Consider the following 12,918-nt stretch of genomic DNA (forward strand, 5'->3'; position numbering starts at 1 on the left):
GGGTCGGCCTACTCCTCGAACCACGACACCGATGTGGCACCGTCCTGGAGCCGCCACGTGCCGACGACGCGGCCACCGCGCACCAGCGCCGCCGCGCCGTTCGAGAGCAGCCGCCTCCGCTCGGGCGGGACGATCCGCGAGTCCGCGGTCCCCGGACCCATCACCCACGGGTCGTAGGCAGGCAGGAGCTTGAGCGCGTCGGAAGGCTGAGCAGCCTGCAGGTCGTCCAGCGTCTCGGTGAGCACGTATGCGTGGACGCCCGCCACCGTCACGGCGCTCACCTCGTCACCGAGATCGGCGAGCCACCCCGCCACCCGAGAACGCGGCGCACTCAGCCCTTCGGTCAACCAGTAGCTGAGGTTGGCCTCGGTGGCCGGCCCATACGCCCGCAGGTACTGCCGGACAGCGAGCCGACCGGCGTCGTCGGCGTCCGGCAGCCCCGGCCAGTGCGGGTCGTCCCGCAGCCACCGGAACGTGCTCTGCCCCTGCCGCGGCGGCCCGAAGCAGATGTCGCCCCACCAGTGCAGCGGCTTGTAAAGGCTGTCGGCGCCCGCCCCGGTCGCCGCCGCCTCGGCCAGCTGTGCGACCGAACGCGCCCCGGCCAGGTGCGACGCGATCTCGGCGCGGGTGGCAGGCCCCGACGCCAGCGCCTCCCGTACCGCCGCACGCAACGCCTCCCAGTCGACGGCGTCGTCGACGATCTGCCGTTGCCACCGCCGCGACTCCCACGCCCGGCTCGTCGTCCGCACGGCCATGAGCACCGCGCCGATCTCCGGCGTGAACACGTAGGAGCCACCGCGGAACGCGTAGCTCTGGATGAGCTCACCCGTTCGCAACGCGCTCTCGACCGCACCGGCCTGCGGGTCGGCCTGCCGGACCGCGAACGCCTCCTCCGCGGCGGGCAACGGCCACGCCCGCGCCGCCAGGACCCGCTCCGCCACGACCACGACGCCCGCGGCCAGCGGTGAGTCCAGCCCGTGGTGACGCCACCGCCAGGCGAGCGAGGCGCCGTCGTCGAGCGTGATCATCCGCGGAGCCGCTCCTGCAGGGCGAGCACGGTGCGCCAGTTGCGCGCGGTCGCCTCCCGCTGTCCGGCGGCGCGTGAGCGGCCGAGCTTCTCGGCGAGCTTGCTGCGGCCCATCCCGTTCGGCAGGTGCAGGTAGAGAACGCGCCCGACGACGGTCAGATCGTCGGTCGAACCGCCCTCCCGGACGGCGTCGCGCAGGTCCCGCGCCGCACGCACCTGGTCGGGGGTGTAGTCCTGTGCGGCGACGACGGCGTGAAGCTTGGTCCCGTCGGTCTCGTCGGGATAGGGGTTGTGCTCGATGAGCTCCTCCCACTCCGCGGCCGTCAGCACGATGACCGTGGTGCTGACACCGCAGGCCTCGGCGATCGCCGCCTCCAGACCCCGGGCGAGCGCCGGCGGCTCGGCCTCGGCCGTGAAGGTGACGTTGCCCGACTGCACGTAGGTCGCGACGTCGGTGTGCCCGAGCTCCTCGACCGCGGCGCGCAGGTCCGCCATCGCGACCCGCACCCCGCCCACGTTGACACCCCGCAGCAGCGCGACACATCTGGCCATCACCCCATCGTCGCACCCACGTCCTAGGTTAGGTGCCATGGCCACTCTGTTCACTCGCATCATCGACGGCGAGATCCCCGGTCGGTTCCTCTGGTCCGACGATGTCTGCGTCGCCTTCCTCACGATCGGCCCGCTCCAGCTCGGTCACGCCATGGTCGTGCCGCGCGAGGAGGTCGACCACTGGGTCGACCTCGATCCCGACGTCGCTGCGCACCTGTTCGAGGTCGCGCGCCTCATCGGGCTGGCACAGCGGGAGGAGTTCGGCGCCCCACGAGTCGGGCTGCTCATCGAGGGGTATGAGATCCCGCATGCCCACGTGCACGTGTGGCCAAGCAAGAGCTCGGCGGACTTCGACCCGCACAACGTGCTCACGGACGTCTCGGACGCCGACATGGACGAGGCCGCCGCACGGCTCCGTGAGCGGCTGCGTGCCCACGGGCACCACCAGGTCGCCGAGAGCGGGGCGCGGTCATGAGCATGGCGATGACCACGCAGGAGCGTGAGGCGTTCCTCGCCGACGTGCATATCGGGGTGCTGGGCATCGACCGACCAGACGGTGCCCCGTCGCTCACACCGATCTGGTACCGGTACCTCGACGGCGTGGTGGAGGTCGCCACACCGAGCAGCAGCGCCAAGGTGGCGCTGCTGGAGCGGGCGGGTCGAGCGAGTTTCTGCGTGCAGCGCGAGGGCGAGCCCGCACCCGCGTACGTGACGGTGGAGGGTCCCGTCAGCATCAGTCCAGCGCCGGAAGGGCTGGTCGAGGCGATCGCCTCGCGCTACCTCGGAGCCGAGAAGGGCGCGGCGTTCGCTGCCGGACCGGGCCAGCAGGATGACACCGTGGTCCGACTCCACGTGCAGAGGTGGCGCACGCTCGACTTCACCAAGATGGGCGGCTGATGGCACTGACGTGGCGGCCCGCCACCCTCGCCGACGTGCCTGCGCTGACTGTCCTCGCGAACGCGGCGATCGAGGCCGATGGCACCGGGAGGCCGATCTCCGAGGCAGCCGTGGCCGAGCAGCTCGAGGCACCCCGCTTCGACCCGGCCACCGACAGCGTCACCGTGTGGGAGGCCGGCGATCTCGTCGCCGCCGGGACGGTGTGGGCAGGCTCCGAGCCGGTCGCGGGGCATGCCCTGACCAGCATCGGCGGTGACGTGCACCCCGCCTACCGACGCCGCGGGATCGGTCGCGAGCTGCTGGCCCGGTTGGAGCGCCGCGGGATCGAGCTCGCCGGTGTCCGGCACCCCGGTCTCCCGATCCGGTTGCGCTCGGCCGGCGGCACGCCCGACTCCCCCACCCAACGACTCCTCGAGCACGCCGGCTACCGCCCGGACAACTACTTCATCACCATGGAGGTCGACCTGCCCGCGTGGGAGGACCCGGGCCACCCCTCGGCCGCCGTCGCGATCGATCCCGAAGCCCTGCTCGCGACGCGCGAGGCGCACAACGACGCCTTCCGTGACCACCGCAACTCCAGCGCGATCCCCGAAGACGTCTGGGTGCACTGGATGGGCTCCGGGGCCTCGCGACCCGACATGGGCCGCGTGGTGCTCGACGACGACCGCCGGGTTCTCGCGTACGCGCTGGTGGGCGAGCACCAGCCCGGCGTCGCGCACGTCGAGCTGCTCGGCACCCGCCGCGAGGCGCGAGGCCGAGGCCTCGCCCGACAGGTCCTCCTCGGGACCCTCCGCGCCGCCCGCGAGGCCGGCTACGCCGTCGCCGAGCTCGAGGTCGACTCGACCAGCCCGACGGGCGCGGACCGGCTGTACGCCACCGTGGGCTTCCTCCCGGTCCGGACGATCTCTCGGTATCAGCGCAGCGTCTGATCGGCGAGCAGGCGGCGCACGCCACCCCTGGCGGCAAGCAGCACGAGCACCAGCAGCGTCACCGACCAGAAGCCGCCGAGGCTCACCGCATCGCTGAAGACCAGCGCCACGAGCTCGAGCACCACGAACTTGCTGCCTGCGGCCACGACCCACAGGCAGACTCCGGCAACGATCTTCGCCCGCCGGGTGGTGGCGGCCCGTAACCGGCCCAGGATGGCGCTCTTCCCCCAGATGACGCACTCGAGCGCGACCTTGAGCAGCAGCGCGGTGAGGAGTGTCAGGGTGAAACCCTCGCTGAGGACGTTCGGCACGTACTCCACCGCGAGGTTGAGGACCACCACGTAGACGAACACGTCGACGACATCCGCAGGACGTGCCTTCAGCCACCCACGAGCCGTACGCCGCTGCGCCATCCTCGGATCGTAGACCTGGCCCGTCAGCTCCTCCCGTGCGCCAGTATGCTCGCCGCTATGCCGACGATCATCCTGCTCACCGAGGAGGCGTTGCGCCCCAGCGACGTCACCAACATCCGCACCCTCCACGGCGACGACCAGCTCGACGTCACGGTCCTCGTGCCCGCCGACACCGAGCAGAACGTGATCACCGAGATCATCAACCACCTGAGCCTGTTCGAGCTCAAGGAGGCGTGGGACGCGATCACGGAGAGGGAGGACGACGACGAGGCCCGGCAGGAGGCCTCCGAGGCGCTCGAGCAGACCGTGGCCGCCCTCGAGGCGGCGGGCCTGAAGGCCGGTGGCTCGGTGGTCGACGACGACCCCCTGCCCGCGCTCACCCAGGCCGTGACCAACGCTGACGCCGATGAGGTCATCATCGTGACCCGGCCGCACGCCGTCGAGGACACCTTCCACGCCGACTGGGCCTCCCGCGCCCGCGAGAGGCTCGGCGTCCCCGTGCTCCACTTCTACACGGGCACCAACTTCCTGGGCTGACCTCAGGCGTGCCAGCGCCGGAACTTGCGGAACTGGTTGACCATCGCCGTGACGACGTAGAACCAGCGGCGAGGATTTCTCTCTGCGGCGTAGTAGTACGGGTTCGTCACCGCTCCTCGGCGCCTGAGCTCGCGCACGCGCGCCCACGTGGTCGCCGACACGTACCGCTGGAGCAGCGCGAGCGGCACGACCGTGAACAGGTGCTCGGCATCGCCGATCACCGGCTCGCCCGACGGCGTGGGCTCACCTGCGAGGTAGGCCTCGCCGTACATCGCGGCGACGTTGTAGCCGGCCGCGGTCACGGCGTAGCCGCTACGCCCCACCCGAGGGTTGAGCTCGAGAAAGGTGTAGGAGCCGTCGCGCGGGTCGCGCTTGAGGTCGAGGTTCGCGAACCCGGTCCAGCCGACATGCTCCAGGAGGCGTCGGGCGTGCGCGACCGCGGCGTCATGAGCCGCGCGGCCGCCCGTGATCTGCGCGACCGAGTTGCCGAGCCCGTTGGGCGTGGCCTCCTCCAGGAGCACCTCGCCGAACAGCAGGAACCGCACCCCGCCCGCAGGCCCGCAGAACGCGTTGACTGCGGCCATCGCGTCGTCACCGCCCTCGATCCGCTCCTGCACCACGACCTCGCCGGCGAAACCGGCGGCTGCCATGCGATCCAGCATGCTTGCCAGCTCGGCGGCGTCGTTCGCGTACGCGACCTTGCGCTTGCCCTCGAACTCGACGTCGTGGAACTCTGCCGACGACGACGCCTTCACCACGGCGGGGAACGTCACCTCGTCCCGCAGATCGTGGGCGTCGGTGCCGATCCGCACCACCTGGGTACGCGGGTGCGGGATGCCGAGCTCGGCACACAGCCGGCTGAAGCCCGCCTTGGTCGTGACCTGCTCCATCGTCGCCTGGTCGGCGTACGGCACCACGACGTCAGGTCCGAGTGCCGCACGCACCCGCACGAGCGCGTGCACGGCCTGGTCGGCGCTGCCCAGCACCAGGTGAGGGACACCCGGCTGCTCCGCCGCGACGGCCTGCACCGCGGAGATCAACCCTGCGTCGTCGTCGAGGTCCGGGACGATCCGCAGATCCACGATCGTGCTGTGGGCGACCGGGCCGACCGAGACGCTCGCGAGCACCACGGTGCGCACGCCGTAGGCCTCGTGAAAGGCGCGTGCCGAGGCGTAGGCGCCGATGTCGCCACCGACCACGATCGGGCGTACGGAGGTCTCACCAGGCATGTGCGCGAGACTAGCGTCGGCGTGGCACGCCCCCGCACGACGGCGTGCCGACATAGCCTGTCCACGTGGACTCCGTCAAGCAGCCACCTCGCCCAGGCGAGGCCGGTCACCCGGCCACGCCTCCCGACTTCGAGGCTGCCCTGCTGAGCCTGCGCGGTCACCGGCTGCGGCCGGAGCTGCACCTCGAGGAGGTACCGGCCCCCACCCGCATCGCGCCGTACGCTCTCGCGCTCACCGGTGAGGTCAACCGCACCCGCGACCCGGACGACCTGCTCGGGTCGGGCCGGTTCGTCGTGCTCTACGACCCCGAGGGGCAGGACGCCTGGAACGGCGACTTCCGCGCCATCATCATGGGTCGCGCGCGCATGGAGCCCGAGGTCGCGCAGGACCCGATGCTCGGCGAGGTGGGCTGGGCCTGGCTGACGGACGCCCTCGCCGAGTGCGGCGCCGAGTACCACTCGCTCTCCGGTACCGTCACCCGGGTGCTCTCCGAGACGTTCGGCGGCCTGGAGCTGCGCGGCGGCGAGGTCGAGATCGAGGTACGCGCCTCCTGGACCCCGGGCACCACGGATCTCGGGCCCCACCTGCGCGCCTGGGCGCTGCTGCTGTCCCAGGTGAGCGGTCTGCCGCCGATCCCCGACAACGTCAGCCCGCTGGGCCGGCGCCGATGACCGAGCAGGACCAGGCGACGGACGCACCGCCCGAGATCGAGGGGCCGCCGCTGGAGCCCCTGGTCATGCCCAGCGACGGGGTGCCCGACGTCGTCGACTCCCCGGCGGCCCTCGCCACGACCGTGGCCGCCTTCGCCGCTGGCAGCGGACCCGTCGCGGTGGACGCCGAACGAGCCTCCGGGTTCCGGTACGGCCAGCGGGCGTACCTGGTGCAGCTGCGTCGGGAGGGCGCGGGCACCGCGCTGATCGACCCGATCCCGCTCGGCGACCTGTCGTCGCTGTCCGAGGTGCTCTCCGGCACCGAGTGGGTGCTGCACGCCGCGAGCCAGGACCTGCCGTGCCTGGACGAGATCGGCATGCGGCCGGACGGCCTGTTCGACACCGAGCTGGCCGGGCGGCTGCTCGGGCTCGACCGCGTCGGCCTCGGCCCGATCGTGGCCGCCGAGCTCGGCCTGAGCCTCGCCAAGGAGCACTCGGCCGCCGACTGGTCGACCCGCCCGCTCACGGAGTCGTGGTTGCGTTACGCCGCCCTGGACGTCGAGGTGCTGGTCGAGCTCCGTGACATCCTGGAGGCCAAGCTCGACGACGCCGGCAAGCTGGACTGGGCCCGCCAGGAGTTCGAGGCGGTGCGGCTGGCTCCGCCGCCGGTGCCACGGCCCGAGGCATGGCGCAAGGGAGCCCACGGGATCCGGGACCAGCGAGGGCTCGCCGTCGTCCGGGAGCTGTGGCTGACCCGCGAGGAGGTCGCCCGCGAGGCTGACATCGCCCCCGGACGCATCCTCAGCGTCGACGCGATGGTCGCCGCCGGTCGCGTCAAGCCCCGCACGCTCCGGCAGCTCTCGGAGCTCCGCGAGTTCAAGCACCGCGGTGCTGCGCGGCGCCTGCGCACGTGGGCGGACACCGTCTCGCGTGCGCTCGCACTCCCCGAGTCCGAGCTGCCGCCGAAGCGACCGCCGCAGGACCCCGACTCGCTCCCCGCACCGAGGTCGTGGCGCGACCGCGAGCCCGCGGCAGCGGATCGCCTCGAGGTCGTCAAGGCCGTGATCCGTTCGCACGCCGAGCAGATCACCATGCCGCAGGAGAACCTGCTGACGCCGGAGTTCCAGCGGCGCCTGGCGTGGCGCCCTCCGCAGCCCGCGACCGAGCAGCGCATCGGGGACTTCCTCAGCGATCTCGGCGCGCGGCCCTGGCAGGTCGAGCAGGTCGCAGGTCGCCTCGCGGCAGGTCTTGCCGACCCGGACTCCGTGCTGGCGGTCGAGCAGGTATCCTCTGGCGAAGATACCTAGTACTGCCAGTACCAACCTCTCGGAGGCGACGATGCCCTTGCTCGGTCGTGACGTGGTCCTCGTGGACGCCGTCCGCTCACCCTTCGGGCGCGCGAAGGCCGACGGCCTGTACGCCCACACCCGTGCGGACGACATCGCGGTCGCCGTCGTGCGCGACCTGCTGCGTCGCAACCCCGACCTGCCGCCCGAGCACATCGGCGATGTCGGGATCGCCGCCACCTCGCAGGTGGGCGACCAGGGACTCACCCTCGGGCGCACGGTGGGCATGCTGGCCGGTCTGCCACGCCAGGTCCCCGGGTTCGCCATCGACCGGATGTGTGCCGGCGCGATGACGGCGACCACGCTGCTGGCCTGTCAGATCGCCGTCGGCGCGCTGGATGCCGCGATCGCGGGTGGCGTCGAGCACATGGGCGCGCACCCGCTGGGCCAGGGCATGGAGCCCAACCCGCGCTTCATCTCCGAGCGGTTGGTCTCCCCGGATGCCCTCGTGATGGGGGCGACCGCCGAGAACCTGCACGACCGCTACCCCGCCCTCACCCGGGACCGTGCCGACGCCTTTGGCGCCGCCTCGCAGGCGAAGTACGCGGCGGCACTGGCCGCCGGGAAGATCACGCCGGACCTGGTTCCGGTCGCTGTCGCCGACCCTGAGCGCGGCTGGGGCCTCGCCACCGCGGACGAGCCACCCCGCCCCGGCACCACGGTCGAGGGCATGGCCGGCCTCGCCACGCCGTTCCGCGACGGCGGCCGCGTCACGGCGGCCACCTCCTCACCGTTGACCGACGGCGCGACGGCGGCCCTGCTGACCTCGGCGGACCTCGCAGCCGAGCTTGGGCTGACCCCCAAGCTCAGACTCGTCTCCTACGCGTACTCGGGCGTGGAACCCGAGGTCATGGGTGTCGGGCCGGTCCCGGCCACCCGGAAGGCGCTCGAGATCGCCGGGCTCGATATCGCCGACATCGGGATGTTCGAGATCAACGAGGCGTTCGCCGTCCAGGTGCTCGCCTTCCTCGACGCGTTCGGCATCGCCGACGACGACCCGCGGGTCAACCCCTACGGCGGCGCCATCGCCGTCGGTCACCCGCTCGCCGCCTCGGGCGTGCGGCTCATGCTGCAGCTCGCGCGGCAGCTCGCCGAGCGACCGGATGTCCGCTACGGCCTCACCACGATGTGCGTCGGTCTCGGTCAGGGCGGCACCGTCATCTGGGAGAACCCCCACTACGGCAAGGAGGCCCAGCAGTGAGCGCCGAACGCATCACCCACGCGCTGGTGCGCGACGTCGATCTGGCACCGTTCCGGGCCACTGGCACCGGCCCCCTGGTGCTGGGCCTCGTCACACTCGACAACGGCGAGGGCTTCACGAAGCCGAACACGCTCGGACCGGCCGGCATGGCCGAGCTGCGCTCCGCCGTCGCGGGGCTGATCGAGCGCGCGACCAGAGGCGAGATCCAGGCGATCGGGGTCACGGGCAAGCCGTTCCACTTCGCAGCCGGCGCCGACCTCAAGGGCGCGGCGACGATCAAGACCGAGGCCGACGCCCTCGGGATCGCCCGCGCGGGCCACGACGCCTACCGGCTCCTGCTCGACGCCCCGGTCCCCACGTTCGCCTTCGTCGGCGGTGTGGCGCTCGGTGGCGGCATGGAGCTCGCGCTCTCGTGCTCGTACCGCACGGTGATCTCGTCGGTGCGCAACCTGGGCCTGCCCGAGGTCGCGCTGGGGCTCATCCCGGGCTGGGGCGGCACGTACCTCGCGCCCGGTGTGGTGGGCATCGAGAAGGCGCTCGAGGTGATCGTCGCCAACCCGCTGCGCAACAACAAGCAGCTCACCGGGCCCGCAGCGGCCGAGCTGGGCCTCATGGACGTGGTTCTCGAACCTGCGGACTTCCTCGCGGAGTCCCTGCGCTGGGCGACGGCGGTGCTCACCGGCGCGGTCGAGGTCACCCGCCCGGCGCCGGTGCCGGCCGAGCGCTGGGTCGCGACGGTCGAGGCCGCGCGCGCCCAGGTGGACGCCCGGCTGCACGGTGCGGCGCCCGCCGCGTACGAGGCCCTCGACCTGCTCACGCTGTCGGCTCAGCGTGACCGGGAGGCCTCGTTCGCGGCTGAGGACGCAGCGCTCGCCCGGCTGCTCATCTCGCCTGAGTTCAAGGCGAGCATGCACGCGTTCGAGCTGACCACGAGCCGCGCCAAGCGGCCGGTCGGAGCGCCCCCGGCCGAGCAGGCACGCCCCGTGCGCTCGGTGGGCATCGCCGGTGCCGGGCTGATGGCCAGCCAGCTCGCGTTGCTGTTCGCACGCCGCATGAAGGCGCCGGTGATCATGCGTGATCTCGACGACGCCCGGGTCGAGCGCGGCCTCGGGTTCGTCAGCGCCGAGGTCGACAAGCTCAAGGCTCAGGGCCGGATCGGCGACGACGAGGCGAACCGCATCACCTCGCTCGTGACAGGAACCACCGACCTCGCCGATCTCGCCGGCCGCGATCTCGTGATCGAGGCCGTGTTCGAGGAGCTCGACATCAAGAAGCAGGTGTTCGCCGAGCTCGAGCAGGTGATCTCACCCGAGACGATCCTCGCGACCAACACCTCGGCGCTGTCGGTCACCGCGATGGCTGCGGACCTGCAGCACCCCGAGCGCGTCGTCGGGCTGCACTTCTTCAACCCGGTGGCGCAGATGCCGCTGGTCGAGGTCGTGCGGGCGGCAGCGACCGACGACGCCGCCTACGCGACCGCCTTCGCCGTCGCCAAGGCCTGCGGGAAGTCCGCGATCGCCGTGGCGGACCGCCCCGGGTTCGTGGTCAACCGGCTCCTGGTGCGCCTGCTCGGTGAGGTCCTCGGCTCGCTCGAGGACGGCACAGCTGTCGAGACCGCCGATGCCGCGTTGCGGCCCCTCGGGCTGCCGATGGGCCCGTTCCAGCTGCTGCAGCTGGTCGGCCCCGCCGTCGCCAAGCACGTGCTCGACACGCTGCGCGACAACCTGGGCGAGCGCTACCCCACCTCGCCCGGTCTGGACCGGATGGTCGACGACGGCGCCCCCTTCGTCACGTTCGAGGGTCGCCCGAACGCGGGCTCACCTGTCGATCCGTCGATCGCGTCCTACTTCGGCTCGCGGTCGGGCCACGCCCAGACCGACGACGAGCTGCTCGCCCGGGTGCGCGACGCGCTCGCCGAGGAGGTCCGGCTGATGATGGAGGAGAAGGTCGTCACCGACACCGCGGACATCGACCTCGCGATGATCCTCGGTGCCGGCTGGCCCTTCCACCTCGGTGGCATCACGCCGTACCTGCAGCGCACGGGCGCGCTCTGAACGGCTAGGGCAGGCCCGTCCCACGCGGCGATCGCCGGCAAACGTCGAGGTGAGCCGGAGCCGCGGGAACGGCCGGTCCAGCCCGCCAGGCACTCGATCTCGGACTCGACCCACGAGGCGAGCTCCGCCGTCGACCGGGGCCCGTCCTCGTGAGGTTCCGCGACGGCTCAGTTCTGCACGTCCACGGAAGCGGCCACGGATGCGGCGGCATCCCGTGCCACATCTGCTGCGCGCAGCCGGAGGTCCTCGATGATCTCGCCCCGTGAGGCGTGCTCGAGGAAGTTCGTCGGGATCCCGTGGGTCTGGACCGGCACGTCGATGCGGGCGGCGATCAGCGCCTCCCGGACCGCGGCACCGACCCCGTTCTCGACCAGGCCATCTTCGATCGTCACGACGAGATCGACCCCGCGGGCCATCTCGACGAGCTCAGCCGGGACCGGGAGCACCCAGCGCGGGTCGACGACGACGCTCCCGACGCCCTGGTCGGCCAGGCGGGTGCCGACCTCGATCGCACACGGCACGAACGAGCCGATGCCGACCACGAGCACCCGGGCGTCGCCGTCGCCAGCGGTACGCGCGAGCACGTCGACGACGCCATCGCGAGAGATCGCGGCAATCGGCTCCGGGAGAGCGGACTTCGGGTAACGGATCACGGTGGGTGCGTCGCTGACCGCGACCGCCTCGCGCAGCTCCTGCCGCAGCGTGGGCTCGTCACGCGGTGTCGCGAGCCGCAGCCCAGGGACGAGCCGCAGCAACGCCATGTCCCACATGCCGTTGTGGGAGGCGCCGTCGTCACCGGTGATCCCGGCGCGGTCGAGCACGATCGTGACGCCCGCCTTGTGCAGCGCGACGTCCATGAGGAGCTGGTCGAACGCCCGGTTGAGAAAGGTCGCGTACAGAGCGACCACGGGGTGCAGGCCGGCGAACGCCATGCCGGCGGACGCGGTCAGCGCATGCTGCTCGGCTATCCCGACGTCGATGACCCGGTCGGGCATCTCCTCGGCCATCGGCGCCAGCCCCACCGGGGCGAGCATCGCGGCCGTCACCCCCACGACATCCGATCGGGAGCGGGCGATGTCGACGATCTCCTCGGCGAACACGGCCGTCCACCCGAACCGCGACGGGACGACCGGGAGCCCGGTCTCGGGGTGGATCACCCCGACCGCGTGGAACCGGTCGGTGGCGTCGCTCTCGGCGGGGACGTAGCCGCGCCCCTTCTCGGTCATCGCGTGCACGATGACCGGCCCGCCGAAGGCACGGGCGCTGCGCAGAGCCGCCTCGACGGCGAGCACGTCGTGGCCGTCGACCGGGCCGACGTACTTGATGCCCAGGCCCTCGAACATCCCCTGCGGGCGCAGCATGTCTCGCAGCCCCGCCTTGACGCCATGCAGCGCCTCGTAGGTCACCTGCCCCGGCGTGCCAGCACCCTTGAGCGTCCGCTTGCCCCAGCCCAGGACCTTCTCGTAGGGCCGTGAGGTGCGCAGCGCGTCGAGCTGCCGGGCTAGCCCGCCGATCGTCGGCGCGTAGGAGCGGCCGTTGTCGTTGACCACGATGACGAGCCGGCGGTCCTCGGAGGTCGCGATGTTGTTGAGCGCCTCCCAGGCCATGCCACCGGTCAGCGCGCCGTCGCCGATGACCGCGACCACGGTGCGGTCCGAGCGGCCGGCGAGGTGGTTGGCACGAGCGATGCCGTCGGCCCAGGAGATCGCCGTCGAGGCGTGCGAGTTCTCGACCACGTCGTGGTCGGACTCCGCGCGGCTCGGGTAGCCCGACAGGCCGCCACGGCGGCGCAGCCTCCCGAACTCGGTGCGGCCGGTGAGGATCTTGTGCACGTAGGACTGGTGCCCCGTGTCGAAGACGATCGTGTCCCGCGGCGAGCTGAACACGCGGTGCATCGCGATCGTGAGCTCGACGACCCCGAGGTTCGGTCCGAGATGACCGCCCGTCTGCGAGACCGAGCTCACGAGGAACTGCCGGATCTCGGCCGCCAGCCGCTCCAGGCGGGCGGGGCCGAACGTGCGGAGGTCGTCGATCGAGGTCAAGCGCTCCAGCTCACCCACAGGCGACCCTCCCTCCTTCATGC

The 12,918-nt window shown here is 72.0% G+C and carries 13 protein-coding genes; 8 read left to right on the forward strand and 5 right to left on the reverse strand.

Annotation, left to right across the window (positions count from 1 at the left end; all coding sequences use genetic code 11):
• Nucleotides 1-8: 8 nt before the first annotated feature.
• Complete coding sequence (locus tag GPA03_RS03940) at nt 9-1,028, reverse strand: DNA glycosylase AlkZ-like family protein (RefSeq protein ID WP_156250660.1); 1,020 nt, start codon at nt 1,026-1,028, stop codon at nt 9-11.
• Nucleotides 1,025-1,579 (reverse strand): DUF1697 domain-containing protein, encoded by a 555-nt coding sequence (locus GPA03_RS03945; RefSeq protein ID WP_156250661.1) that lies wholly within the window; start codon nt 1,577-1,579, stop codon nt 1,025-1,027. The genes GPA03_RS03940 and GPA03_RS03945 overlap by 4 nt, the downstream gene beginning before the upstream one ends.
• Before the next feature lie 37 nt (nt 1,580-1,616).
• On the opposite strand from GPA03_RS03945, the gene GPA03_RS03950 reads away from it, so the two are divergent.
• The 3 genes from GPA03_RS03950 to GPA03_RS03960 are packed head-to-tail and all read left to right on the forward strand — an operon-like array spanning nt 1,617 to nt 3,405.
• A complete protein-coding gene (locus GPA03_RS03950) occupies nt 1,617-2,054 on the forward strand; it encodes an HIT family protein (protein ID WP_156250662.1) in 438 nt (145 codons plus the stop codon).
• Nucleotides 2,055-2,056: 2 nt separating this feature from the next.
• Complete coding sequence (locus tag GPA03_RS03955) at nt 2,057-2,476, forward strand: TIGR03618 family F420-dependent PPOX class oxidoreductase (protein ID WP_206673441.1); 420 nt, start codon at nt 2,057-2,059, stop codon at nt 2,474-2,476.
• Nucleotides 2,476-3,405 (forward strand): GNAT family N-acetyltransferase, encoded by a 930-nt coding sequence (locus tag GPA03_RS03960; RefSeq protein WP_156250664.1) that lies wholly within the window; start codon nt 2,476-2,478, stop codon nt 3,403-3,405. Before GPA03_RS03955 ends, GPA03_RS03960 begins: the two co-directional genes overlap by 1 nt.
• Here GPA03_RS03960 and GPA03_RS03965 read toward each other — a convergent pair.
• On the reverse strand, nt 3,390-3,818 hold the full coding sequence (locus tag GPA03_RS03965; RefSeq protein ID WP_156250665.1) for a hypothetical protein: 429 nt from the start codon (nt 3,816-3,818) through the stop codon (nt 3,390-3,392). The two genes, GPA03_RS03960 and GPA03_RS03965, sit on opposite strands and share 16 nt — an antisense overlap.
• Before the next feature lie 57 nt (nt 3,819-3,875).
• Between GPA03_RS03965 and GPA03_RS03970 the strand changes: the two genes are divergently transcribed.
• Nucleotides 3,876-4,355, forward strand: a complete 480-nt coding sequence (locus tag GPA03_RS03970) for a hypothetical protein (RefSeq protein ID WP_156250666.1) — start codon at nt 3,876-3,878, stop codon at nt 4,353-4,355.
• Nucleotides 4,356-4,357: 2 nt separating this feature from the next.
• Here the strand turns inward: GPA03_RS03970 and GPA03_RS03975 are convergent, their stop codons facing one another.
• A complete protein-coding gene (locus GPA03_RS03975) occupies nt 4,358-5,584 on the reverse strand; it encodes a carboxylate--amine ligase (RefSeq protein WP_156250667.1) in 1,227 nt (408 codons plus the stop codon).
• A 65-nt stretch (nt 5,585-5,649) separates the two neighbouring features.
• On the opposite strand from GPA03_RS03975, the gene GPA03_RS03980 reads away from it, so the two are divergent.
• From GPA03_RS03980 to GPA03_RS03995, 4 genes are read left to right on the forward strand one after another with little or no spacing between them, the layout of a single operon-like run.
• Nucleotides 5,650-6,255 (forward strand): DUF3000 domain-containing protein, encoded by a 606-nt coding sequence (locus GPA03_RS03980; protein ID WP_156250668.1) that lies wholly within the window; start codon nt 5,650-5,652, stop codon nt 6,253-6,255.
• Nucleotides 6,252-7,541 (forward strand): HRDC domain-containing protein, encoded by a 1,290-nt coding sequence (locus tag GPA03_RS03985; RefSeq protein WP_156250669.1) that lies wholly within the window; start codon nt 6,252-6,254, stop codon nt 7,539-7,541. Before GPA03_RS03980 ends, GPA03_RS03985 begins: the two co-directional genes overlap by 4 nt.
• A gap of 31 nt (nt 7,542-7,572) precedes the next feature.
• Nucleotides 7,573-8,781 (forward strand): thiolase family protein, encoded by a 1,209-nt coding sequence (locus tag GPA03_RS03990; protein ID WP_156250670.1) that lies wholly within the window; start codon nt 7,573-7,575, stop codon nt 8,779-8,781.
• Entirely contained in the window at nt 8,778-10,835 is a 2,058-nt protein-coding gene (locus GPA03_RS03995) for a 3-hydroxyacyl-CoA dehydrogenase NAD-binding domain-containing protein (RefSeq protein ID WP_156250671.1), read from the forward strand. Before GPA03_RS03990 ends, GPA03_RS03995 begins: the two co-directional genes overlap by 4 nt.
• Before the next feature lie 167 nt (nt 10,836-11,002).
• On the opposite strand, the gene dxs is transcribed toward GPA03_RS03995, so the two are convergent.
• Complete coding sequence (dxs, locus tag GPA03_RS04000; protein WP_241681079.1) at nt 11,003-12,895, reverse strand: 1-deoxy-D-xylulose-5-phosphate synthase; 1,893 nt, start codon at nt 12,893-12,895, stop codon at nt 11,003-11,005.
• Nucleotides 12,896-12,918 lie beyond the last annotated feature (23 nt).

Origin of the sequence: Pseudactinotalea terrae (assembly GCF_009733845.1) — a bacterium.
In the GTDB taxonomy this organism is placed as follows: domain Bacteria; phylum Actinomycetota; class Actinomycetes; order Actinomycetales; family Beutenbergiaceae; genus Pseudactinotalea; species Pseudactinotalea terrae.

Excerpts from the sequence above, each read along its gene's own strand:
- GPA03_RS03940 (WP_156250660.1), bottom strand. The coding sequence starts at position 1,028 with ATGATCACGCTCGACGACGGCGCCTCGCTCGCCTGGCGGTGGCGTCAC.
- GPA03_RS03975 (WP_156250667.1), bottom strand. The coding sequence starts at position 5,584 with ATGCCTGGTGAGACCTCCGTACGCCCGATCGTGGTCGGTGGCGACATC.
- GPA03_RS03955 (WP_206673441.1), top strand. The coding sequence starts at position 2,057 with ATGGCGATGACCACGCAGGAGCGTGAGGCGTTCCTCGCCGACGTGCAT.
- GPA03_RS03990 (WP_156250670.1), top strand. The coding sequence starts at position 7,573 with ATGCCCTTGCTCGGTCGTGACGTGGTCCTCGTGGACGCCGTCCGCTCA.
- GPA03_RS03960 (WP_156250664.1), top strand. The coding sequence starts at position 2,476 with ATGGCACTGACGTGGCGGCCCGCCACCCTCGCCGACGTGCCTGCGCTG.
- GPA03_RS03945 (WP_156250661.1), bottom strand. The coding sequence starts at position 1,579 with ATGGCCAGATGTGTCGCGCTGCTGCGGGGTGTCAACGTGGGCGGGGTG.
- GPA03_RS03985 (WP_156250669.1), top strand. The coding sequence starts at position 6,252 with ATGACCGAGCAGGACCAGGCGACGGACGCACCGCCCGAGATCGAGGGG.
- GPA03_RS03970 (WP_156250666.1), top strand. The coding sequence starts at position 3,876 with ATGCCGACGATCATCCTGCTCACCGAGGAGGCGTTGCGCCCCAGCGAC.
- GPA03_RS03950 (WP_156250662.1), top strand. The coding sequence starts at position 1,617 with ATGGCCACTCTGTTCACTCGCATCATCGACGGCGAGATCCCCGGTCGG.
- GPA03_RS03965 (WP_156250665.1), bottom strand. The coding sequence starts at position 3,818 with ATGGCGCAGCGGCGTACGGCTCGTGGGTGGCTGAAGGCACGTCCTGCG.